General features: G+C 30.1%; 21 protein-coding genes. All 21 read right to left on the minus strand.

The window, feature by feature from the left end; genetic code table 11:
* Positions 1-1,395, minus strand: coding sequence for a sugar transferase (locus AC5ZCW_RS12050; protein ID WP_343544870.1), 1,395 nt, complete (start codon positions 1,393-1,395; stop codon positions 1-3).
* A gap of 57 nt (positions 1,396-1,452) precedes the next feature.
* Positions 1,453-2,802, minus strand: coding sequence for an O-antigen ligase family protein (locus AC5ZCW_RS12055; protein WP_496120048.1), 1,350 nt, complete (start codon positions 2,800-2,802; stop codon positions 1,453-1,455).
* A gap of 1 nt (position 2,803) precedes the next feature.
* Positions 2,804-3,892, minus strand: coding sequence for a glycosyltransferase (locus tag AC5ZCW_RS12060; protein WP_343544868.1), 1,089 nt, complete (start codon positions 3,890-3,892; stop codon positions 2,804-2,806).
* A complete protein-coding gene (locus AC5ZCW_RS12065) occupies positions 3,877-4,866 on the minus strand; it encodes a glucosamine inositolphosphorylceramide transferase family protein (RefSeq protein WP_343544867.1) in 990 nt (329 codons plus the stop codon). Before AC5ZCW_RS12065 ends, AC5ZCW_RS12060 begins: the two co-directional genes overlap by 16 nt.
* A gap of 3 nt (positions 4,867-4,869) precedes the next feature.
* On the minus strand, positions 4,870-6,000 hold the full coding sequence (locus tag AC5ZCW_RS12070; protein WP_496120051.1) for a glycosyltransferase family 4 protein: 1,131 nt from the start codon (positions 5,998-6,000) through the stop codon (positions 4,870-4,872).
* 39 nt (positions 6,001-6,039) lie between these two features.
* Positions 6,040-7,050, minus strand: coding sequence for a glycosyltransferase family 2 protein (locus AC5ZCW_RS12075; protein ID WP_496120053.1), 1,011 nt, complete (start codon positions 7,048-7,050; stop codon positions 6,040-6,042).
* Complete coding sequence (locus tag AC5ZCW_RS12080) at positions 7,047-8,594, minus strand: glycosyltransferase family 2 protein (protein WP_496120055.1); 1,548 nt, start codon at positions 8,592-8,594, stop codon at positions 7,047-7,049. The genes AC5ZCW_RS12075 and AC5ZCW_RS12080 overlap by 4 nt, the downstream gene beginning before the upstream one ends.
* Complete coding sequence (locus AC5ZCW_RS12085; protein ID WP_496120057.1) at positions 8,594-9,751, minus strand: glycosyltransferase family 4 protein; 1,158 nt, start codon at positions 9,749-9,751, stop codon at positions 8,594-8,596. The genes AC5ZCW_RS12080 and AC5ZCW_RS12085 overlap by 1 nt, the downstream gene beginning before the upstream one ends.
* 2 nt (positions 9,752-9,753) lie before the next feature.
* Complete coding sequence (locus tag AC5ZCW_RS12090; protein WP_343544862.1) at positions 9,754-10,635, minus strand: hypothetical protein; 882 nt, start codon at positions 10,633-10,635, stop codon at positions 9,754-9,756.
* On the minus strand, positions 10,635-12,068 hold the full coding sequence (locus AC5ZCW_RS12095) for an MBOAT family O-acyltransferase (RefSeq protein ID WP_496120059.1): 1,434 nt from the start codon (positions 12,066-12,068) through the stop codon (positions 10,635-10,637). The genes AC5ZCW_RS12090 and AC5ZCW_RS12095 overlap by 1 nt, the downstream gene beginning before the upstream one ends.
* 31 nt (positions 12,069-12,099) lie before the next feature.
* Positions 12,100-13,497: a UDP-glycosyltransferase gene (locus AC5ZCW_RS12100; protein WP_496120061.1), complete on the minus strand. Its 1,398-nt coding sequence runs from the start codon at positions 13,495-13,497 to the stop codon at positions 12,100-12,102.
* A 15-nt stretch (positions 13,498-13,512) separates the two neighbouring features.
* Positions 13,513-14,412, minus strand: coding sequence for an FkbM family methyltransferase (locus tag AC5ZCW_RS12105; protein ID WP_496120062.1), 900 nt, complete (start codon positions 14,410-14,412; stop codon positions 13,513-13,515).
* Positions 14,405-15,190, minus strand: a complete 786-nt coding sequence (locus tag AC5ZCW_RS12110; RefSeq protein ID WP_496120064.1) for a glycosyltransferase family 2 protein — start codon at positions 15,188-15,190, stop codon at positions 14,405-14,407. The genes AC5ZCW_RS12105 and AC5ZCW_RS12110 overlap by 8 nt, the downstream gene beginning before the upstream one ends.
* 9 nt (positions 15,191-15,199) lie before the next feature.
* Positions 15,200-16,918 carry an asparagine synthase (glutamine-hydrolyzing) gene (asnB, locus tag AC5ZCW_RS12115; RefSeq protein WP_496120066.1) on the minus strand — a complete coding sequence of 573 codons (1,719 nt, stop codon included), beginning with the start codon at positions 16,916-16,918 and terminating at the stop codon, positions 15,200-15,202.
* Between the two features lie 36 nt (positions 16,919-16,954).
* Complete coding sequence (locus AC5ZCW_RS12120; RefSeq protein ID WP_496120068.1) at positions 16,955-17,905, minus strand: NAD(P)-dependent oxidoreductase; 951 nt, start codon at positions 17,903-17,905, stop codon at positions 16,955-16,957.
* A complete protein-coding gene (locus AC5ZCW_RS12125; protein ID WP_496120070.1) occupies positions 17,871-18,569 on the minus strand; it encodes an acylneuraminate cytidylyltransferase family protein in 699 nt (232 codons plus the stop codon). The genes AC5ZCW_RS12120 and AC5ZCW_RS12125 overlap by 35 nt, the downstream gene beginning before the upstream one ends.
* 1 nt (position 18,570) lies before the next feature.
* Positions 18,571-19,728, minus strand: a complete 1,158-nt coding sequence (neuC, locus tag AC5ZCW_RS12130; RefSeq protein ID WP_496120071.1) for a UDP-N-acetylglucosamine 2-epimerase — start codon at positions 19,726-19,728, stop codon at positions 18,571-18,573.
* A 95-nt stretch (positions 19,729-19,823) separates the two neighbouring features.
* Complete coding sequence (locus AC5ZCW_RS12135; protein WP_496120073.1) at positions 19,824-20,867, minus strand: N-acetylneuraminate synthase family protein; 1,044 nt, start codon at positions 20,865-20,867, stop codon at positions 19,824-19,826.
* A gap of 255 nt (positions 20,868-21,122) precedes the next feature.
* Positions 21,123-21,974 carry a glycosyltransferase family 2 protein gene (locus AC5ZCW_RS12140; RefSeq protein WP_496120075.1) on the minus strand — a complete coding sequence of 284 codons (852 nt, stop codon included), beginning with the start codon at positions 21,972-21,974 and terminating at the stop codon, positions 21,123-21,125.
* Complete coding sequence (locus AC5ZCW_RS12145) at positions 21,971-22,933, minus strand: glycosyltransferase family 2 protein (RefSeq protein ID WP_496120077.1); 963 nt, start codon at positions 22,931-22,933, stop codon at positions 21,971-21,973. Before AC5ZCW_RS12145 ends, AC5ZCW_RS12140 begins: the two co-directional genes overlap by 4 nt.
* On the minus strand, positions 22,930-23,841 hold the full coding sequence (locus AC5ZCW_RS12150) for a glycosyltransferase family 2 protein (RefSeq protein WP_343544851.1): 912 nt from the start codon (positions 23,839-23,841) through the stop codon (positions 22,930-22,932). The genes AC5ZCW_RS12145 and AC5ZCW_RS12150 overlap by 4 nt, the downstream gene beginning before the upstream one ends.
* Positions 23,842-23,997: the final 156 nt, after the last annotated feature.

The following is a 23,997-nucleotide window of genomic DNA, read 5'->3' on the forward strand; positions in this document are numbered from 1 at the left end:
TTACTGACCTCTGTAAAATAAAACTGTGGTAATGGTTTTAAAAGTAATAATCAGATCTAGAAATATACTTCTGTGCTTGATATAATACAAATCATACTGAAGTTTAACCAAGCTCTCGTCTATTGATTCTCCGTACGAATAGTTAACCTGCGCCCAGCCCGTAAGCCCTGGCTTAATTACATGGCGGGTTTCATAAAAAGGCATTACAGCAGCAATTTCTTCAACAAAAAATGGTCGCTCAGGTCTTGGTCCAATTACGCCCATATCTCCTTTTAAAACATTAATAAATTGAGGAAATTCATCAATTCTAGATTTTCGCATAAATTTACCAAAAGGAGTAACTCTTTTATCATTATGAGCGGCAAAAACCGCCCCATTTGTTTCTGAGTTCTCAGTCATTGTTCTAAACTTATAGATCTTAAAAATAGCGCCATTTTTTCCTACTCGTTCTTGAGTGTAAAAAAGACTCCCTTTATTTGCAAAAAAATTACAAATAAAAATTATCGGAATAAAAACTAAACTGATTAAAAGTCCGAGAATAGAAAACATAAGTTCTATAAGACGCACGAAAAACAAATACAGTTTATTGCTATTGCTTCTGCTAAAGGGAAAAAATCTATAAAAATCTCGTTCTATATGATGAACTGGAATTCGCTGTGTTTTGGTTTCGTAAACTTGAGTATACTCACGTATACTATTTCCAGATTCTAATAAATGAAGTAATTGCTGATATAAATCGGGAGTAATACCATCTGTTTTCTGAGAAGCTATTACAATTTCTGACACATTATGCGTAGACACGAAACACTCTAAATCTTCTTTTTGGATCTCGTTCACATAATGAAAATCTAAATCTTCATCTGTACTCGAATCAGAATTAACAAATCCAATAATTTTATAATGCGGATCAACACTTTCCAATCCTAAAACTAAATCCTCGACTTCACTTTGATCACAAATCAAAACAACATTTTGAGAAAACCGATGAGATGCTAAGAAATAACAATAAAACAGACGCCATAAAAGCAATGTAATTAATATTGTAAAATAAAATATTGCAATTACTAATCGTTGTTTGGGCAATATAGGAGAAAGAACTGGTGTAAATAAATATGCTAAAACAGTGACCGTAGCAGTAAAGATGACATTCTGCAAAATCTGAAGATGATTGCTTGCTACCTGCAAGTTATAGATTTCGAAAATTACACCAAAAACATAAAGATAGCTCACTAACAAAAGTATACTGTACGAGCTATTTATGTTAAAAGCGAAATAATGATAATCAAATATCGCGCTTAATAGATATAAAGCAAATAAAATAAAAATAGCATCGAAAAAAAGGAGCAATATTTTCCTCTCCGAAATTTCGAAATGCATTCTAGACTTTGACAACATTATTTTTCAGTTTGTTAGGGGCGTAAACTTGAGGCAAATGTATTATAAAAAAAGAATTTAGCTAATAGAGTTTTCGCTTTTTTCAGGACTTTTTAGTTGAACCGAAAGAAGACACAATGCATATACGAAAGCTGGAGCCGCTGTTCTCATTGCGGCGTGATTTATTGTTAAAATCCAAAATATATAAAAAGAATATGCCAATATATTTTGTCGATCTTTCATAAATACAAATAAAGGAGTAAAAATCAAAATCAATAAATCAATAATTCCAATTGAGCCATGTTCTGCCAACATTCGGGTAATCTCACTATGGGTAGGTAAATCAATACCTGTTTGCTCCCTTCTTAACTCCTTATTCTTTCCAACACCCACTCCAAAAATTGGGTTATCTAAAAACATTTGAATTTCCGTTTCCATAAGTACTTCTCTTCCACCTAACCGACTTTTTTTTTCCCTTCCCAACGCATCTTCATTTGCATAACGTTTGTTAATCATTCCCTTCGTTTCAAAAGAACTATATGCCCAAACTCCCAATCCACTTAAAAATAACATCAAAATAATAAATCCTATTTTAGGTTTAACATTAGGCTTTGCTTGAAAATACAGTACCGTAGTAAGAATTAAAATCATTACAATTGCAGTAATTACTCCACCTCTTGAAAAAGTAACAATTCCTCTAAAAGCAAAAACAAAAACAAACCCTATATTAATCAATCTAATTAACTTATTTTTGGAATCAAAGAGCACTTTAAAAAAGAAAACGAACATTCCTAATCCTAATACAGTAGATACTTGATTTGGTCCAAATCCTCCTGATGTACTAAAATTCGATTCTGTTCCCCTAATAACTTCCCTTATACTTGGTGTGTACAAAAAAAGATAAATTACCATCGTGACTAACGGCAAAGCAAATGACGTCATGATTTCTTTTAACCTATCAAATGATATTTTTCTTTGATAACAATATATTGAAGAAATTGCTAAACAAACAGGTCCTAAAATATTAAAAGCAATTGCTTTACGCATATCTGTGTCAAAATTTAAGGAAACTGTTGACAAAATGATACTTGGAACAAGCAATAACAGAAAAATCCAATACAAAAAACCATTTTTGGAAAATCCAGAATAAACCATTCCAAGAAACATAAAAATTAACATCGAATACTTTCCAAATTCATTCAGAGTTCCTCCATTTGTCATTCTTAAAAGAACCTCCACTCCAACTATATATGCAGAAATAATTAAAACTTGATTATTTCTGTTTTTAGTTTTAACGATGTAGTAAAAACCAAATAAAAATATTAGCAGGGTATAAAGTTTTGGTATAAATGGCAATACAAATATCAACACTCCTAAAAGAGCATGACATATGAGTAGAAAAATATACGAAGAATCTTCTTTTTTCATTTTAACTTGCTTGAAGCCAATTTAAATAGTTCTTTATAATTAATTTTTTAGAAAAGTTTTTTGAAATAGTTTCAGATAACTTCTCTCCAAAAGACAGACGAAGTTCTACATTTTCAATACACTCGATTAGCGACTCATAAAAAAGTTCTCCATTCATGCTTGGAACAAGCATCCCATTAATTCTATGTTTTACAATGGAATGATTTTCTCCTACATCTGTTACCACAACTGCCATTCTATTCTGCCCATATTCCAAAAGGGTAACAGGTAATCCTTCTGATTTAGATGTCAAAATTGCGATATCAGCTTGATTCAAAATATTTGAAACATCATCCCTTGATCCGTATAGAAATACATTACCATGTAATTCATATTCATCAATTTTCTCCTTAATCTCTCTTGAATAATGATCTTCAAAATCTTTTCCCACTAGATGAAAACTCCAATCAGAATGAGATTGTTTTAGTTTTTTCGCGACTTTCAATAGCAAAAAGTGATTCTTTTGAGGCCTTAAATTAGCCAAAGATATAATTCTTTTCCCTTCAATACCGTTTAAGATTGTGTGAACCTCTACATTTACTTCTTCTGAGGGAAAATTTGAAAAATAAACTACATTTTTAGCCTTTAATCTAGTTTCTGACCAATTTTTGAGATTTTGATTAACAGCAATTATACCGTTGAAGAAAAAAGCACTAAGCTTTAAAATAAAATGAGGCCGATCAGCCAAAAATTCATTATTGCCATAGTGGTCATGCCAAATAATTTTTAGAGATGGTAATGTCAATTTCAAAAGAAAAGCTAAAAAAAAAGAAGTGCTATGGGCGTGAAGATGGCTAACCCTATTTTTTTTTACGTAAGAACGTAATTTACAAAAAGCTTTTCTATCCAACTGCTTTTTTTTGTTCAAAAATAAATACGAAACAGATTGATTAATTTGTTTTTGCAACGGGCCCTCTTTGCGTGTGGCAATAAGTCCAGAAAATTCAATTTCCTCTGCTAATGCATTCGCATAACTTACCGCCATACGCTCTGCTCCCCCAGCATCGAGGGAATCGATAATTTGGAGAATTCTCATTAATTTAAAATCCAATTTTTTAAGTCAATCCAAGTCCCTTTTAATGGACCAACAATATTAAAACTCTTTGATTGACTCTTTAGTCGATTACCATCATAAACATAATAGTAGCTATTATCATCTAATTTTTGAATATCAAACTGATGCATACCTGCGCTAAATTCTTTAATTTCTTTATGCGATTTTAAAAAATAAGGGGAAATTCTTTTTGTTGTATAGCTTCCGCCTTTAAAAGAAAAACGATATAAAGATAAACCAAACCCGTATCCATTAGTACAGTTTTGCACCGGTAAAATTAAACCTTTCTTATCTGCAAAAAAACGGCCTCCAGGTCTTGCTTCAGTTCCCATTAAAGCTATAGGTCGTTTATGTAACTTCCATTTACCAAAGAGAGAATCAGCTTGGTAAACAAACATATTTAATTTATCATCCGATGCTACCATAATATTTAAAGAATCAGACAAATAAATTGTAGGATCCTTTAACCTTACATTACTCAGTAATGTGTCACATACTTTCCACTTAAATGGAAAATTTTGCGCTTTATACAACAAAACTGCGTTAGCTTGCTTACTTTCAGGAATCATATAAAAATTGTTTTTATACTTAAAAACCTGTGGGTAAGATAAATGAAATTTTTGAGTTAATACAGTTCCTCTATATTGATAATTTTTCCCATCTGTCGAAGTCAATAAACCTACATCAGCATTTATTTTTGTCTTCTGATGTTCAAAAAACAAATAAAAAGTATCTTTTTCTTTTAAAAAGAAAGGATCTGCAAGAAACGATGTACTGTCATTTTCTGCTTTTAACTTTTCAATCGAATAAATTTTATTTTTTTTTACATCTATATTTTGAGGATAAATCTTGTCTTGACCATATCCTATCGACCAACCTCCACTATCATTTTGAAAGAAGGGTGTTCTATAATTTATAATCAAAATTGTTAAAATACCTAAAAACAAGAGTATGTAAACTAATCTCTTCATACATTATTGGTTTATTATCTTTTTTATTTCTGATTCAAAAACATTTAAAGTATATTTTCTCGACCAGTTTGATGCTTTTTCTCTCATTAAATGAAAATCCTCTGTGTTATTCAAAATATCCTCCAACTGCTGAATATCTCTTTCTATTTTTTTTTCTAATAAAAGACCTCTTTCGCCATATTCAAGCATAAATGGGACACAAGAAATAGAAGTTGCAATTGGGACACATCCCCAAAACATTCCTTCGGCTAGTGCTTTTGGCCAGCCTTCACTTTTAGAAGGCAGAATAACAAAATAACTATATTGAAAAGCTTTGGTAATAGTTTTCCTGTCTTGATTCCCTTTTAATATAACATAATTTTGTAACCGATTTGTAATGATATAATCTTCTAGAACTTTACGCTCTGGACCTTCTCCATATAAGTCCAAAGATACATTATATCCTTTTTTAAGCAGACCTTCAACTAACTGAATTGCATATAATGGATCTTTACCAAAGGATAATGTTCCAACAAAAACAAAATTAATGGTATCTTTGAAATCCATTTTTTTTAAAGGTACTTTTTCACTCTCAAAATAAGATGCAGTAAAGAAAGGTTTTATATTCTTGCTCATTTCTTCCCACTCTCCATAAACTAAAACTTGCATATTTCGAGTTAAGAAAGTATTATTCAAAATCCATTTTTGTAAACGATATGTAAATGGCTGGATACTTTTAGGATCCCAATTACCTGCATATTTAGCTGTTTTTCTTTTTTTAGGAAAAACAATTTGAACTAAACATCCGATTAAACCAACGTTTCCTGGACAACGCAAATGAATATGATCCGATCGTTTCATTGCCCAGAAAATTTTCCAAAAAATTACAGGAAATGCCAGTATTGATTTTACAATATTGTGTAAATTGGTAATATTAAAATTAGGAATCTGTTTAAAATCAATATCTTCAAAATCGTAAAAATCGTCAATTTCAGATAGAACTTTGTTGGATGCTAATGGCGCAACAATAAATAATTTATCGACGTATTTTAACCAAATATTCATTTCCTTCACATATGGTGAATATCCAAAATACCTGCCCTCTTTTTTAATATGCACAACATGAGTAATAATGGCGAATTTAATTGGCTTCAATCTTCGTTTTTTTTTACAATCGTTAGGATTCTCTATTTTCTAATTATCAGAAGTTGGCAAAGCAGGTTTAGCAAAGATCAAACTGAAATAGCCTACCATTCTTCCAATTGCTTCTGTCAATGGAACTTTCTTATTTTTCTCAGTCAAGACATTAACAAACCGAATTAAAGCCAATACAATAGTAATAGCATTCCATTTAAAGCGATCAATGAATTTTGGATTTGGATTTTTAATTCTCCAAACATACCAGCCATTTTTAACTACCATTTTCCCATACTTGTATCGATTTGGTCTCCCTGATGGGTCATGATAATGGTACAACTTGATATTTGTATTAATCACATTTTTGCCAAATTGTAAAACTCTTAAACTAAAATCAGCATCTTCATACAAACCATATCCTTCAAAAAATTTTGAGAATTTAATTTTATCAAGTATGTGCTTTTTAAAAGACATAGACATTCCAATCAGCAAATCCACTTCATAAGTTTTACCTGTCAAAGGAAAGCCACAAGTTCTTCCATGCGAATAAAGCGGCATTCTGCCTGGTCCTAAGTTCGAGGCTAAACCAAGAAAATTTCTTGCAACGTTTCTTAAACCTTCTTTATAAAAATATCCTTCAAACAAATAAAACTTCTTTTTATTGTAATTTCTGTTCTTCTCTTGAGGCTTCCATTTATTTTCATTAATTGCAATTCCTCCAACACCAACAACATCAGCATTATTTTTAAATGAATTACAAATTTCTTTAAAATATGAAGGTGTTAATACAGTATCATCATCCAAAAAACAAACAATTTCAGATTCTGGATCTATTTTTAAAATTCCGAAATTCCGCTGTTTAGTTAAACCTCTGTCTTGATCTAATACTTTGAAATATTTTAAATTATCATATTCATATTGCTGCAAAAGTAATCTAGTCTCATCATTAATAGATCCGTCAATAATTAAAATTTCATTTGGATAATTTTCTTGGGTTTTAACCGACTCAAGCAGTCTCTGCAAAGGCTTAGCCCTCATATAAGTGCAGATTATTAACGAAATTCTCATTTTTTGCTGTTTAATTTGTTCGCCCAATATAAACTCCTATCCCATTGAATGCTGTAATTGTTATAATATCTAATAGGATTTTTAATTTTTTGAACACGGTAGAATTTAAAAAACAGAGTCGTTTTATAACCTTTTAATTGTTGTTTGGTTACATTTAAAAGATTATACAACATCACTGTCGGAGATGGTTTTGGCTGAATTAAATCATTGGTCCAAGCTAAAATATGTTTTTCTCTAAAACCTCCAATTGGCGCTTTTAGATGGGTTATTTCTGGTTTGGGAGAAAATATAACATCAGAACCTTGGTTTCTAAGTTGGACTCCATAATCACTATCTTCACCATAACCAAATTCAAAACTTGTGTTATAAGATACAGATTCTATATTTTTTGATTTTACAATACTACAACCAGAGCCAAAATTACTCGATTGAATTCTAAATTTGATTTTTTTATTTTCAGAGTAATCAGGTGCATAACATCCAAATGTTATTTGTTCTGCTCCATCTTTTTTTATCACTTTAAAAGCATCTTCTAAAAAATTCTTTTCAATTCGGATATCATCATCCGCCATAAATACCCATTCACTTTCTATTTTTTCAAGAGCTAAATTTCTCGCATTACACGCTCCTGTTTTATGCGTAAAAATATGCTGTATGTAAAATGGCCAGTTATCACTTTCAATAAAATCAAGCTCTGAAACAGAACCAACAGAAGGGTTTTGCTCTACTACTATTACATTTTTTGGCAAATACGTTTGCAACGCTAAATCTTTTAAGAAATCGTACAAGTATTTTTTACGCCCAATTGTCGGAATTATGACATCTAGAGTCCCCTCTACTATTATTTTTTTTTGCGACTGGTTTTCTATAACTTGCAGTAAGTCATCTTTTAAATATCGTTTACGGTAGAATAGCGAGAAAAAGAGAGGCAAAAAAGCAAAATTTCTTTCATAAAGGAATAAATTGATAAATAACAAAAATATCCAACTTACTTTATAATGTTGCTTAATAAATCGAAATAAAAGAAAATTATCATCTTTGAATTTTGGAAATATTACATCCGTTTTTTCAAGTAAACTAGGTTCAGAGTAACAATACAACCCTAATGGCATAGCCAATTTTGCTATTGAATGTAAAAAATAATCAAAGTTTGAATCTTTAAAAATTTCATTATTTAAAGTATTTAAAACCTCTGCGTGAATTCCGCCAACATGGCTACTCATCATCCAAGTTGGATAACTAACTCCTTTTTTAATATTTAAAAATAGAGATAGATCTGAATATCCAATCGCTTCTGAAAAAAAAGAATTTGACGACAAATTATAAGATGCCATTATTTTTTTATGGTGAAAAATTTCGGCAAGTTTGGTACAATTTAAATTTGATTTTAAATCTAAATGACACCAAATAATAAGGCATTCAGGATATTGCTCAGCAATCTGAAATAAATTGTCTGCTATACTTTTTTGGGAAAATAGAATACTATTTCCATCAAAGTCAACTTCAACAACTTTATTGTTTTGATGATAAACTATTACTGGCATTAAATTGATTTTGAGTTTATTACTTTTAAATAAAATGCTATATTTTCTTTTGCAAGTTTGTTAATATCAAACTTATTCTCAACTCTTTGTCTGGCATTTTTTCCAATTTTCAAACTAAAATCATTACTTTTAAAAATATTACGAATTCTATCAGCATATTCATCATGATTTGAAGGATAAACCAGATAGCCACTTTCTCCATCAATAATCAACTCTTGAGCCCAACCTATATTACTATTCACGACAGCTTTTTGCATCGCCATAGCTTCTGTTGTTACCATTCCGAAAGTTTCTGCATAGGTTGGAAAAACACAGACATTAGCTTTCTTTATATAATTTTGGATTTCACTATATGGAATCTTACCTAGATAATTTACATTTTTCAAATCATCTACGTCAAATAACGTTTTCATTAACTCCCAAGTCGATTTGGATTTGGTTTTCAAATCTGATGTATCGCCTCCTATTAAAATCAATTTGGCATCCGAAAAATCATTACGGACTTTATTAAAAATTCCTGGCAGTTCTAAAACTCCTTTTTTTCTAATTAAAGTTCCTATGTAAAGAATTGTATTTTTTGCGAACTTTTCTGGAGAATTATTTTCAAATTTTTCAAGATCTAGACCATTATGAATTGTTAAGATTTCTTTTTTCTTTATCTTAAAAAGTTTTTTTGAAACTTCTCCTGCGAATGATGTTGGCGCAATAAATGCATCTGCTTGATTTATTGCTAGTTTTTCAAACCAGAAATTTTTTAGTTTTTGTTTTCTGTTTTCTAAATGACAAAAATAAGCATCACTCCCATGAAATCTAATTATTAAAGGGATTTTAAAATGCATGAAAGCCGTAATTCCTGTCCAGTCTGGCGCTTCAATTATTGTAATATTCTCTTGCCGTATTATTTGATTACAATATTTTTCAATGTGTTTTCGATGTAAATACCATCCCAAAATTTTATAACTTTTCTTTTTTATACGATGAATTATAATTCCATTATCATGTATTATTTCTTGTACAGGCTGATCATAAATAAAAATTGTTATCGCATTTCCATGCTCATACAAAGAGGTTGCCAGGTTTTTAATACTCGAGCCTATTCCTGCAGATTGCAAAATATCACGATGAGAGTATTCTGGGGTTAGAAACGCAATATGCATAATTACTTATTAAAAAAATCTTTAATAATTCTAGCCGTAAATAATCTCGCGCCATCGTTTGTCATATGCCCGCAAGAAGAAAAGTATTTATTTTCAATAACTGTATTTTCATAATTATGAATTTCTGGATATGCCTTTTTTACTTTATCAAAATAATTCATTCCCACAACATTCTCACACATTGGCGTCATAACAGCAATAAAATTGATGTTATTCTTTTTGCATATGTCTTTAATTTCTTCGTAATATTTATTGTGTGGCAGTGGATTTAAATTGACAATGTTATTTTTCATATTGCCATTTTTATGTTTTTTCAAAGGATAAAATCCCAAGTTATCCAATGCATTTGTTTTTTCTCCTGCAATTATTTTATCAACTTCTCGAAAACCTATTTTCGAATCAAACTTTATGTATCTATAAAAAGGAATGTAATACAACTCCTTAAAATTTTCTTCAGTAGAAAAATGGTCTTTTACAACTTTTGAACAATGAATATACGGCAAAAACTTAGCTGCAACTCCTTCGGATTCTTGATCGTTTGAAAGATTCAAATCTGCCTCAAGGATTACATTTTTGATTTCGTATTTTCTTTCAATCATTAATTTTAATAGCAGTGAAGCTTCAAACAAATGGCCGCCACTCATTCCGTAATTAAACGTTTTTAAGCCTTTATCCTCAAACATTTGCGATACAAAATGATTGTTAGCTCTAGAAGAACCTAAAATAACTACGTCATACTTTTTTGCTGTAGAATTAAAAACTGTCTCGATTTTTCCACGGTTTCTAGACTGCATAAAAGCGTAAGTATACGAACCATCTAGAATAACTGCTATCAAAACTGTTAAAAGAAAAATCCCTAAGATGTATAATAAAAACTTCTTCATTAAAATTGGAAATAAATAAATTCTTTGTAATCTGAATAAGTCCCAAAAGCAATAATAGCCATAATAGCCAGTGCCATTTTTAGCATGCTTCTTTTTCCTGAAATTGGTTCAACTTTGGTTTTATTATTCCATTCAACCAATACAAATAAGCCAATCATCAATAACAGTTCATAATTATATCTTTCGTTATCTAAATACTGCGAATTAAATTCTCCGCTGGTAAATATTCTTTTTAAATATAAAAGAGCATCGGTGATTGTACGCGCTCTGAAAAATACCCAAGCTACGCAAGTCAATAAGAACGTTGTTAAAATACTAAATAGCACCCTAACAGAATCCCAATTCCATTTTAAAATAATAGAATCCATGTTATTTCTATTACTATTGGACAATAATAAAGGAAGAAAATAAACGGCATTTATAAATCCCCAAACAATGTAGGTCCAATTGGCACCATGCCAAAAACCACTTACAATAAAAATGATGAAAGTATTTCTAATTTTCATCATTAGTCCTCCTTTACTTCCTCCTAACGGAATGTATAAATAATCTCTAAACCAAGATGACAACGAGATATGCCAGCGACGCCAAAACTCTGCTATGTCCCTCGAAAAATAAGGATAGTTGAAGTTTCTCAACAAATCTAGACCAAATAATTTGGAAACCCCAAGCGCAATATCTGAATATCCCGAAAAATCTCCATAAATCTGAAATGCAAAATAAACTGCTCCTAAAATCAGTGAAAGAGAGTTCATTGAGTGATAATGGTCAAAAATTGCATTTGCATAAACGGCACAAGTATCTGCAATCACAACTTTTTTTACCAATCCCCAAACGATTTGATAGACTCCTTCTTTTGCTTTTTCAATATTAAATTCACGTTTTTCTTTTAACTCCGGCAATAAATGTGTTGCCCTTTCAATTGGTCCAGCAACTAAAAGTGGAAAGTAGCTCACAAATAAGGAATAATCTATAAAATTGTATTCTGCTTTAATTCTTTTATAATAAATATCAATCACATAAGATAAGCCATGAAAAGTGTAAAATGAAATTCCAACAGGAAGAATAACATTCAATAACATTGGACTTACCTTAAAGCCAAAAGAAGAAAACATTTCTGCAAATGAAGTTGCAAAGAAATTATAGTATTTAAAAATCCCTAAAAATCCTAGATTCACTAAAATGCTAAGCCAGAACCAGAATTTTCGTTTATTATCTGAATTACTTTTTTCAATTTGTATTCCAGTGAAATAATCTAAAAATGTAGAAAAAACCAATAAAAATAGAAATCGCCAATCCCAGCAAGAATAAAAATAATAACTGGCAACAATTAACAAAGCATTTTGCGTGCTTTTAGTTTTATTGAAGACAAACCAATACAAGAAAAAAACGATTGGTAGAAATACGGCAAAAGCCAAAGAGTTAAAAAACATTAGATTAATTTAATTTTATAATAGAATAGACCTAACTTGCAAGAATGGTTTGAATTGTCTTGCATATTCTTTTCGAAGAATCTTCTGGCGGATGTTGATTAATAATTTCAAACCAATTTTTCGCGTTTTCAACTGTTTCAAAAGATTCCTGCAATCCTAACTTAATTTTATCTTCTATTTCCTTTGCATTGTTCAACCAAATAACGGTCTTTTTATTTGGCATCGAACGAAAATGAACAAAATTGTAAATCTTACTAACAGACCAATTCTTATCTATCTTATTTGTCACATCATAATTAAGATATACACATGGTTTTTTAAAAGACGCATAATCAAAAATCATTGAAGAGCCTAGATTAACCACTAACTCTGTATGTGCAATTGTATTCATTTGCAAATGAACATCTTCCTGAGTTGGCAATATTGTATTCCATTCTTCTTTAATCTTTTCCCAAAGAGGATTAATCGCTTTAATAACATCTTTATAATTGTCAATCACTTTGTCAAAACGACCCGAAAAATCGACAGGACAACGACGGAAAATAATTCCCAGTGAATCTCCTTTTTTATTCAACTCTCTTACCGCAATGGCAACATCCTCCAAATATTTCGGATCATCTGGGCATGTAGTCACATCGTCACCTGAATAACAGATGTATTTTTTATTTATATCTAAGCCATACTGTTCAAAAAACACTTCTTTAGAAAGTATTTTACTTTTATCAAAATGAGATTCAAATTGTGGAGTTCCAGTAACAAAAACCTGTCCTTCTTTAATATTTGGATAATAAAAAAGTAATTCTTTTTTCATAAAATCACTCCATACAAAATAATAATCAGTTTCTATTACCATAGTAGCCTTAGGTAAATTATCCCAAGAAAAAATAAATGTTGCTGTTGGAATCCCTAAATCCTGAGCTGCTAAAATTGGGGCAATTGCTAGAACAGGACGCTGATTAGTACAGAAAACAAACTCGGGTTTTTCTTTTTTGAGTGTTTCAATACAATCTTGATAATAGGCAGTTTTTCTTTCTGCCTTATTCATCTTTTTTCGAATTTTGAGCAATCCATTATCTGAAAAATAAAAAAGGCTCAAAGTTTGAACCAATAGGCTTTTTGCCGTCTTTTTAATAGTAGAATAAGAAAAAGGAAAACGATAGGAATTATACACATTATCTTTCGTTTTCTTAATATTTAATTTTATTTCCGTTTGAATCTTTACATTTTTATAGATGTCTGTCCAAGGATTTATTTTGGCATTTTTCATTGGAATTTCACTAAATCCCAAATCCGCTACAGGAAAGGGAGTATTATTCCAGAAAACCACATCAAGTCCTTGCTCACTTGCATGATTATAAAAACCAGAATAGGCGAAATTACGTAAGCCAATTCCATCTGGCAATAATATAAATATTTTATTCTTAGACATTATATTCTTAAAAATTTATTTTATTAACTCTTTTAATAATTTTTGATTGATGCAAATTGTCAATTCACCTTTGTTGAAATAAGAAAAGTCATAATCATCAAGAATTTTATAGATCGCTTCTCTACAATCAAAAAAATCATGAATTTCAATTACAAGACATTTTGTTAATTTTAAAAAATCTAGGTTTGATTTTGATGGATCAAAAATTTCTTTTTCTGAACCTTCAATATCAATTTTCAATATATCAATATAATTAAACTTATAATCATGAATTAGTTGATTAATTGAAAATGCCTGAACGCAATTTAAATCATCGGTTTCCTCAACTCTGAAAGACCAATCTAACCTATCGCCAAAATCATTTACGATTTTTAAGTTTGTATTTGAACTCCAAATTGCTCCATTAATTTTATTAATAGAATTTCCATTTGCATTCAACAGATTAAATTCTAACACTTTAAAATTCTCCATTTCAGGTTCAATACAAATCATATTTGCTTTCTTGAAATGGTCTATAAAAAACAATGCTGTCAAACCTATATTACTTCCTGCATCAATAATATTTATAACATACTCTTTATCATTGCTGAAATTTTCTTGGTAAGCTTCAATTACAGGGAGGTATTCTTTAGAAACATAAATCATTCTAAAAACATCGAAATCACTTGATTTTGGTTTTTTTCTAGTTTTTATACATTTATAATAACTATGCGTAAATTTTGACACATATTCATTTTTTGTTTCTTTATGAAAATAACCGTCTGAATTTATCAAATTATTGTAGTAGAAATAGACATTCCTTTCATTTTGTGTCGGCTTTATTTTTAAAGCGGTTTTAATCAAATAAAGTAATACAATACTTTTATTCTTAAAATTCAATCTTTTTAAATTGGAAATCTTGTTGGTTTTAATCATTACTTTTTATTCCCTTTCTAATTTCTAAATTAGTTCTCAAAACCTTAACTGCGTATCCAATGGTTTTAAAATAATTGATTGTATTAAAAAAAATAATTTTTTTAAAAAATGATCCAAATATACGAGCTAGTGAAGGAGCTTTTTTATTTGTCAATCGAGATGAAGCGATTGTCTCAATTCTATATTTTTTTAAACTTGCATTGGTATCTCTATTAATAAAGTAAAAAAAGGTTTCGTTTAAATCTATAATATCATATCCTTTCTCCATTACTCTAACTGACCATTCTTTATCTTCTACTGCTAATAGAGTTTCATCAAATTTATTTTCTTTCCATATTTCTTTATTAATAATGCAGCAGCTTGCTAGCAAACCACAATTTATAGGATTCTGAATTTTAAAATTATTTTGAATGGCTCTATTGTAATTTTCAATACTATTAATATATCTAACTCCTGCAATATTATCAGATTTGCCCAATGCTAACAATGTATTCTTAAAGAAATTATTACCAACAGGAATTGAGTGAGAACTTAATAATAAAATATACTTGCAAGCGGCTTTTTCAACACCAAAATTTATTGCTCGCCCATAACTAAAATTATCGATGGTTATTATTTTGCAATTATATTTTTTTGCAACTTCAATACTGTTATCTGTAGAATTATTATCAACAATTATTATTTCTTCAAAGTCATTTGAATACAATTTGGTTAAGATTGACAACGTATTTTCAAGGGCTCGACCCTCGTTTTTATTTCTAATAACTATTGATATCATATTACAATTTTAATTACTTATTGGAATAGACAATTCCATTTGGCACAAACTTATAAATTGCCAAATATGAAAACTGGATTGAATATTACCACTAAAGTAAAAATCAAATTCTTTTTCTAATTCAGCTTTTACGAACCACTCCGAAAAACAGGAATTTTCGATAGTCTTTAAACATCCATTAACCCATTCTTTTAGATCGTCTGCCAACCACTCACGCTGTGGGGTCTGTAAAGGTCTTTTAGGTGCAAAAGCTACATCGTTGCTAAGAAATTCTGAAGCAATTTCTCTTAAAATATATTTAGAAACCCCATCTTTAATTTTAAACTCCAAAGGCAAAGAAAAAGCAAATTCAACCAATCGATGATCTAGAAAAGGTTCTCGCAGTTCAGTAGAATACATCATTGAAACACGATCGTTAAATCGTAATGCTCGAGGAATTTTAGTATAAAATAAATCTCGATATTGCTTATTTAAAATCTCATCATCGAAAATCTTAGGGTATAAAGGTTTTTCAGCTTTAGACAAAAAAGAATCTGAAAGCATTTTTATTTTATATGGCGAATTCTCAACTCCTTGAATTGTGGCATCATTTTTTTGAGTATAATAATCATATCCAGCCCATTGTTCATCCATTCCTTGTCCATCCAAAAGAACTAAAACGCCATCTTTTCTAGCTTTTTCGAAAATTTTAGCATAGGCTAAGGTTGGAATCCCTCCAAATGGTTCGTCTTGTTGCAAAGCCATTTTTTTTGTAAAAGCAGGAATTTCATTTGCCTGAAGCAATACTTCTGCTAATGGATTATTAGTAATTGCAATCATTTTTTCAACCCAGGATAATTCATCATAATCAGAATTATTTGTGTAAAAAGTATAGGCATTAATTCTGGAATTATTCTCTTGAAGATTAACCAAAGCTAATAAAACAGAACTGTCCAATCCGCCACTCACATTAAAACCAACCGAAACATCTGACCTAAAACGTAAATTAATACTATCCTTTAAAAGGGATATGTAATATTCCTTAGCTTCTTTTAAAGTTGTTTTTTTTTGCTGTTTAGCAACTTCTTCTTCAAAAAAGTACCATTTTTTTATAGTTATATTCTGGTTTTCATATTTCAAAAAATGACCTCCTGGTAGTTGTATGATATCCTCCCAAAAAGTTTCATTTGGCATTCCGTAAGAGCCAAAAGCAAAATAAGAAGCCCAAACTTTTTCATTAGGTTTTTTGGGAATTTCAGCAGCATGCAGTGCTTTTATTTCTGAAGAAAAAAATAAAGAATTATTCAATACACTATAATAAAAAGGTTTCACTCCAAATCGATCTCGTGCAGCAAAAAGCTTCTTTTCTTGATTATCCCAAATAGCAAAGGCAAACATCCCGTTGAATTTTTCCAAACAAGATTCTCCGTAAATAATAAATGCTGCTAACAAGACCTCAGTATCAGACTCTGTCTTAAATTTATACTGATTTTTTAGAGTCTCTCTAATTTCAATATAGTTGTAAATTTCTCCATTAAATACCAAAACATATCGTCCTGAATTATCTATGAATGGCTGATTGGATTGTGAAGATAAATCAATAATTGCCAAACGGTTATGCCCTAAGGTTGCAAAGCAATCGTCATTATATTTTTTCGTAGTATCTGGACCGCGATGATGCTGACTTATAAGCATTGCATCTAGTTGATGCTCTTTATAATCTCCTACAATCCCTGCAATCCCACACATTCTTATTTTTTTAATTAATTATATAATATCCTACTTTTAGATCTGATCTAAAAATTTTTGCACAATGAATTCTTCTGTCATTTCCATAGATTCTTTAGATGCTCCGGCAACGTGAGGAGTAATAATCACATTAAAATCTTGATTTGCCAGAAGCACTAATGGATTTGATGAAATAGATTTTAAATTTAATTCATTCTTCAAAACGTCTGTCGCAACACCACTAATGATGCCTTTTTCAATTAAAAAAGCGACTTCTTCCTCATCCCAAATGCCACCTCTCGAAGTATTAATAAGTACCGAATTACTTTTCAAATATGAAAGCAATTCTTTATTAACAAAATTTTTATTTGTCTCAGTGTAAGGAATATGTATACTAATTATGTCTGCCCAAGCAAACAATTCTTGCGAAGTTTTGAATTTATTAAACTGACTTTCAATATCTTTTACATCAAAAAAACCAACCTCCATATCAAAGGTTTTTGCAAAATTTGCTACTTGCATCCCTACTCTGCCTAAACCTAAAATACCGATTTTTTTACATTTAAGATTCGTATTAATGTATAAATTCCTATTCCATTCGCCCTTTTTTACGTGATCAAATGAACTTGGGATTTTTTTTAGCAATGCTAACAATAATGCCCACGTATGCTCTGCAGTAGAAGGAATACTTTTAAGAAAATCTACTTCGTTTCTAAGTGAAATAACTTTCCCGCCAATGCTTTCAAAATAAGTTACATCTATATGGTCTAGACCAGTTGTAGCAGTTAAAATGAATTTTAAATTGGGTGCTTTTTCAATAATTTCTTTATCAATTACAAATCCTAATCTGACAAAAATTATATCTATATCAGCAATTTCTATCTTCAACTCATCTCGACTCTCTATTCTTCCCTGTTTTAACTGAAAAAAATCGTTCAAAGTGGTCAAAGCATTTTCACTAAAATTATTAGATTCAGTTATTAATAACTTCTTTTTGCCAATCGTCATATAAAAGTGTTGCTAATTTAAAATCTCTCATTGTATCAATGTTCACCAACCAGTCGGGGTTCATTATATAGGCCATTTTTTTTTGGACCATAAACGTTTTTTGGTCCAAAAAAGCTTTAACTCTTACAGCATAAAAACATCCATTTCTATAATATACAGGTTTTATGTCCTGTCTTCTTGAAGTCTCACCACTATGATCTAACGGAATCAATTTATTATCATCCATTAAATTATACATTCTTGCCGGATTAATATCGTTCATTGGCACGACACTAATCACGCCATCTATTTCGGTTTTCTCAGCTAATAGATTGATAATATTATTTAGGTCATAATATGTACGCAATGGCGATGTTGGTTGCAATAGAATAACAATATCAAAATCTTCCTGACATTGTTCAATGACAAGCTCAACAGTATCAACAACATTGCTCTTATCATCTGCCAAATAATCTGGTCTTTTTAAAACGTCTATATCGTACCGATTGGCTACCGCAGCAATATCATCATCATCCGTTGATACAACAATTTTAGATACCAAATTAGACTCTAAAGCACATTCTATTGCATGCGATATTAAAGGCTTTCCTCCCAAATCTTTAATATTCTTACCTGGTACTCCTTTGGAACCACCACGGGCAGGAACTATAGCCAGTACTTTCATATTAATAAACAATTGTTTTATGAAATTGTAAAGGCACTTCTGTCAACAATTTAGCTATTTTTACTCCCGCTTTTCCATCACCATAAATAGAAGATGAATCAACTTTTCCTTTTTTCATCATTTTATTAATTGCCAAACCAATTTCTTCTTCTGAATAATCTGTATCTATGCTATTTCCTCCTCGATCTCTTCTATTCTGGCGCGAACCGATGTTAACGACTGGAACACCCAGAAAAGCACATTCACGTATACCTACACTTGAATTTCCAATTAAACAATCGCTATGTTTCAACAATTGCAGAAAATCTTTGCCTTCCATGTTCTTGAAAAAATGAACATTTGGTAATAAATGTTGCTCTCTAAAAGCACGTATTCCCGTAGAAGTTCCATCTGCTCCAGCATCTACATTTGGCCAAAACCAAAGTGTTGGCTTATTTAATTTATAGATTGCTTCAAGTGTAACTTCGATATGTTTTCTTGAGTCTTGATATTCTGTTGTAACCGGATGCTGCATTACAACCAGATAACCTTTAGATAAATCTGGTTTTGTTCCTACACCTCCATATTTTTGATAAGGGTCAAAAGGAAGTTTTTCAGTCTCTAATATTTCTAATGCCAAATCGATAGAAGGACATCCTGTATTGAAAACCATTTTAGAATCTTCCCCTAGTTTTATTACTCTTTCTTTTGCATTTTCTGAGGCAACAAAATGGTAATCTGCCAACTTTGTAATTGCATGACGAACCTTTTCATCAATATTACCAGTTACTTCTCCACCTTGAATATGCGCCAAAGGAATATTCATATATGAAGCGGCAATAGCGGTTGCCATTGTCTCGAACCTATCTGCAACAGTTACCACAATATCTGGTTTCAAATTATCAAAAACAGTAGATAATTCAAGAATACCAATTCCAGTAGTTTTTGCAGCTGCAGTTAGATTTTCTCCTTCTAATACATTAAAAACCTTTGCAGCAATATGAAAACCATCTTTTTCAATATAATTTACAGCTGAACCATAACGATCCAATAATGCAGAAGCAGCAATAATTAATTGCAATTCTAAATCTTGATGTTCCTGAATGGCTGATAATACCGTCTTTACTCGACTATATGAAGGACGAGCTGTTATGACTACAGCTATTTTTCTTTTTGGCATTTTAATTATATTAAACTTGGGCTAAAAGTAGTCAAAAAAAAACATGCTGAAAAAAGATTAATTTTAACTTTCTTTTTAAACTGTCGAAACTAGATTTATATCAAATCTGTCTCATTTAAAAAATCCCACTTTTTCAAATCTTTGTTTAAAGTCTTTCCAATAATCTCATGAAATCGAAACGCGTCAATTCCAAAATCTTTTGGTTTTTTAGATTCTAAGTCATCGAAAGTCAGAACATGATTTTTTGATAAATCTTTATTAATTGCCAATGATTTTTCGAAAATTTGCTTTAGTGAAGAAAACGCTTCATTGTTATTTTTATTTACTGGACTGGATAACGAAGTTTTTATATTTCTAACCGCTTTTACAAGCTCTTTGGTTTCTAAAATGGTCAATGAAGATTTTGAATCTGGCCCAAACATTTGTCTATCAAATACCACATGAAATTCTAAAATATCAGCACCTAAAGCTGTTGCTGCTATGCAAGTTTCGATCTTTGCAGAATGATCAGAAAACCCTACTTTAACATTATAACGATCTTTTAACTCTTGAATAACGTTTAAACCATACTGCTCTGGCTGTGTCGGATAAGCTGTTGTACATTGCAAAATAGAGAATTCAACATTTCTTTCTTTTAAAAATTCAACTGTTTTATTTAATTCCTCGTAAGAACTCATTCCTGATGACAAAATCACTGGCTTTCCAGTTCGAGCTATTTTTTCTAAAATTAAAAAATTATTAACTTCTCCAGAACCTATTTTATATTGTTCTACTCCTAATTCTTCTAGCCAATCAACTGCCAAATTGCTAAACGGAGAGCAAATAAATCTTAAACCTACCTCATCGCAATGCTTTTTTATAGCTTTCCATTGCTCTAAAGAAAATCCCATTCGTTTCCAATAATCAAATCTTGTTTTGTCCTCCAATGAAAACTTTACACGAAAAGGTTCATGTATACTGCTTTCAGCTTCGGCAATATGCATTTGAAACTTCACAGCATCGACACCAGTTTGGGCTAGAGCATCAATATATGAATACAAAACCCCAAGACTACCATCATGTGCCTGACCAATTTCGGCAATAATAAATGGCAAATTTGATTCATTTTTTTTATCAGCTGTTTTCAAAAAAGTGTCCATAAAGTTAAATTAAGTTTTTTCTTTGCTTTTCAATCATTCTATTCATTTCATCGCTCTCGTTTTTCATCAAATATAAATGTTTGTCATGATCCGTTTCATTACATTCTAAAATGATTTTATATCATTACATAACTTTTCTATAAATTAGATTTCTCAACGAATTTTCTCCGTTACAATAATCCAGAACTTCAGGGATATTTCTACTTTTAAATCTATCTTACGCCTAAATTTAGTTATTTTATAGCATCAATCTGATTACAAAATTGGCATTTTTAATGCGGCTTTATGAGCTTTCAGTAAAATTCTAATGTTTGATAATTCTCCTGCAGAAAAAAGACGTTTAATAGCCTGAATAAACTTTACAAAAAATTGTTGTTTGACTACAGTTTTGGAAAAATGTTTTTTTAAAAAATAAAAATATAATGTCTCTTTTTCTAATTTCGTATTTAACAATGTCCATTTATCTCTTTGCCCTCCAACTGAAGCTGACAAATGTTCAACTAAAATTTTAGGCTGAAAATAAATATTTGCCCCCGCTTGCAGTAAGCGCATTCCATAATCCCAATCATCCCCCCAAATTGTAAAATTTTCATCAAATAAAAAACCTGCTTCCTTAAAAATTTCTCTTTTTACAACATTTAAACCTGAACAGACTTGAAGTCTAAATCGAGGCTTTGAAAAATTACTAGGTTTAGAGATTGTATCTAAAATTGTATGATATTTAAATTCTGTAGTTTCCATTCCCTCAAATTGAATTCCAGGTATTAGAACATCAATAATATTAGGTTTTAATGTTTCAACAATTTGCTCAAATGCAACACTTGAAATTCTTAAATCATCATCTAGAAAAAATAACCATTCTTCTTCTTCATAAAACTTTAAAGCCTGATTTCTAGAATGATTTACTGAATTTTCTCGTGCGTTCTTTACAAAAGTAAATTTATAATTCAGCGGTAATTCATTTACATCTGCCTCTATATCCTGTTGACTTTGATCTACAATAACAACTTGAGAAATATGTTTTTCGAATGCATTTAAGTCAATAAGTAAATTAGACAAATAAGATAGTCTGTCTCTTGTTGGAATAACTAAAAAAAAGTTTTTCATTTATTTAGTAATTTGGCATATATCGCATAAATGCCATTAAAAATCTTAAGTTTTCGCAAGATCAAAATTATACGATATTTTATTAAAAGCAACTGAAAGTTTATTGCAGACCAAAACCCGATTTGTTCAAAATAATAGCTTGTTATTTTTTGATACGTTTTAAAAGACGGAATGTTTAAAAAAGCAACTTCGAGTTTTTTTAAAATTACTTTCTTTTGAAGTTTTGTAAAAAGTAAAGTATGATCCTTGAACAAAATTTCGCAAAATTCGAAAGTTGCCCAGTTCTTTTGATTTTTTGAACTAGAGTCGCCAGTGATACTTAAATTTGAAACTCGGACTAATACTTGAGCTTCATTGATTGAATAAATAAAATTTGGAATAGAGAATTCTAAAACCGCCAAATCATCCGAATGCCAAGCCAAAGGCAAATCCTTAAATTTTATATTTTCTATTCTATTTCTTTTAAAAACATATTCACTTAACGAGCTCCTTGTTCTTTTTGAAAATTTTCTAGTCAAAAAGTCCTGTCCAGATTCTAAAACTGGATGCTTATATTTTTGGGAAATAGTCTCTTCTTTTTCATTTATAACTGTCGTCGCAAAACGAACTACATTTATTTCGTTCTTGTTTATATCTTCTAAATTTCTATAAAAAGAGGCTACCACATTTTCATTAAGAACATCGTCATCTCCGAGAATCATGATCCATTCTTCGTTTTCTACTAAATTTAAACATCTCTCCCATTGTTTTACCAATGAAATCCCACCTAAATTCTGCTCAAAATGATGATATTTAAAACTAAAGTCGTTTTTATATTTTTCTAATAATAAGACTGGATTTTCTGGACTTGAATCATTTCCTATGTAAACCTTAAATCTTTTATCAATTTGTTTTTTTAAGGATTCTAAAGTCTTATCAAAAAACTCAGGTTTATAATACGGTATTACTATAGCTATCACTTTTTAAACTTTTTAAGTATCCAATTTGCAAATGAAAGCAAATGTAAATTGATTAGAATTTTTCTAGCCTTATTTCCTAATCTATATGACCCAGAATTTTTATATTTCTTTACTTCAATTCCTCTTTCTCTTGACTGCTGATAATATTTCTCAATTAAAAAAATTAAAAATTTCTCAAAATCATTTTCTGTCAATAATGCTTTTAGAATTGGAAAAGAATAAAAGAAATTACTTTTCATATGTATAAAATCTTTGGTCATATTTTTTTCGTGATATCTGTAATATGCCAAAGGGAGATCTAAAAAAACAACTTCTGGATTATTTTTGAAAATTTTCAACCACATAATCCAATCTTCTTTTGCTCCCAGTTCTGCTGAAAATTTGAAATCTTTAAAAATACTTTTATGAAAAAAACCGCAATGAATTGGTATATTAAAATCAAAATCCCAATCGTAAAGAACTTTTTTAAAAGTAAATTTTGACAAAGAAAGTTTGCAAAAAGGAACCTCAATATTTTGTAAATTACTACGAAACATCATAAAATTGGAAATAACCATTTTATTATTCAATTCTTGATCGGTAGTTATTATTTCCAATGATTTTGCAAGTTTATTTTCATGTAATAAATCATCAGAATCCAAAAATTGAATAAACTCTCCTGAAATTTTACTTAAAGCATAGTTCCGAGCAAAACTCACGCCTTTATGTTCTAAACAATAAAGCGAGAATCGAGAATCTTTCTTTACAAATTCTTTAACTACGTTTACTGTCTGATCTAAGGAACCATCATCGACTATAATACATTCCCAGTTCGAATGAGTTTGTTGAATTAAACTATTTAAAGTTTCACCAATTAAATCTGCACGGTTATATGTAGGAACTATTATCGAAACTAAATTATTTGACATTAAAATGAATTGATTAGTACAGTGTGTTAATTTAAATTTCCTTTTTTTTGATGCAAAATGTATTACTCGATTTAGATAAATCAAAATATTTCTTGTGACGCCAATTTACATACATCATCATGTTTACAATGTCTCTACGAGAAAACTTAATTTATA

Source organism: Flavobacterium sp. PLA-DH12, from assembly GCF_059511845.1.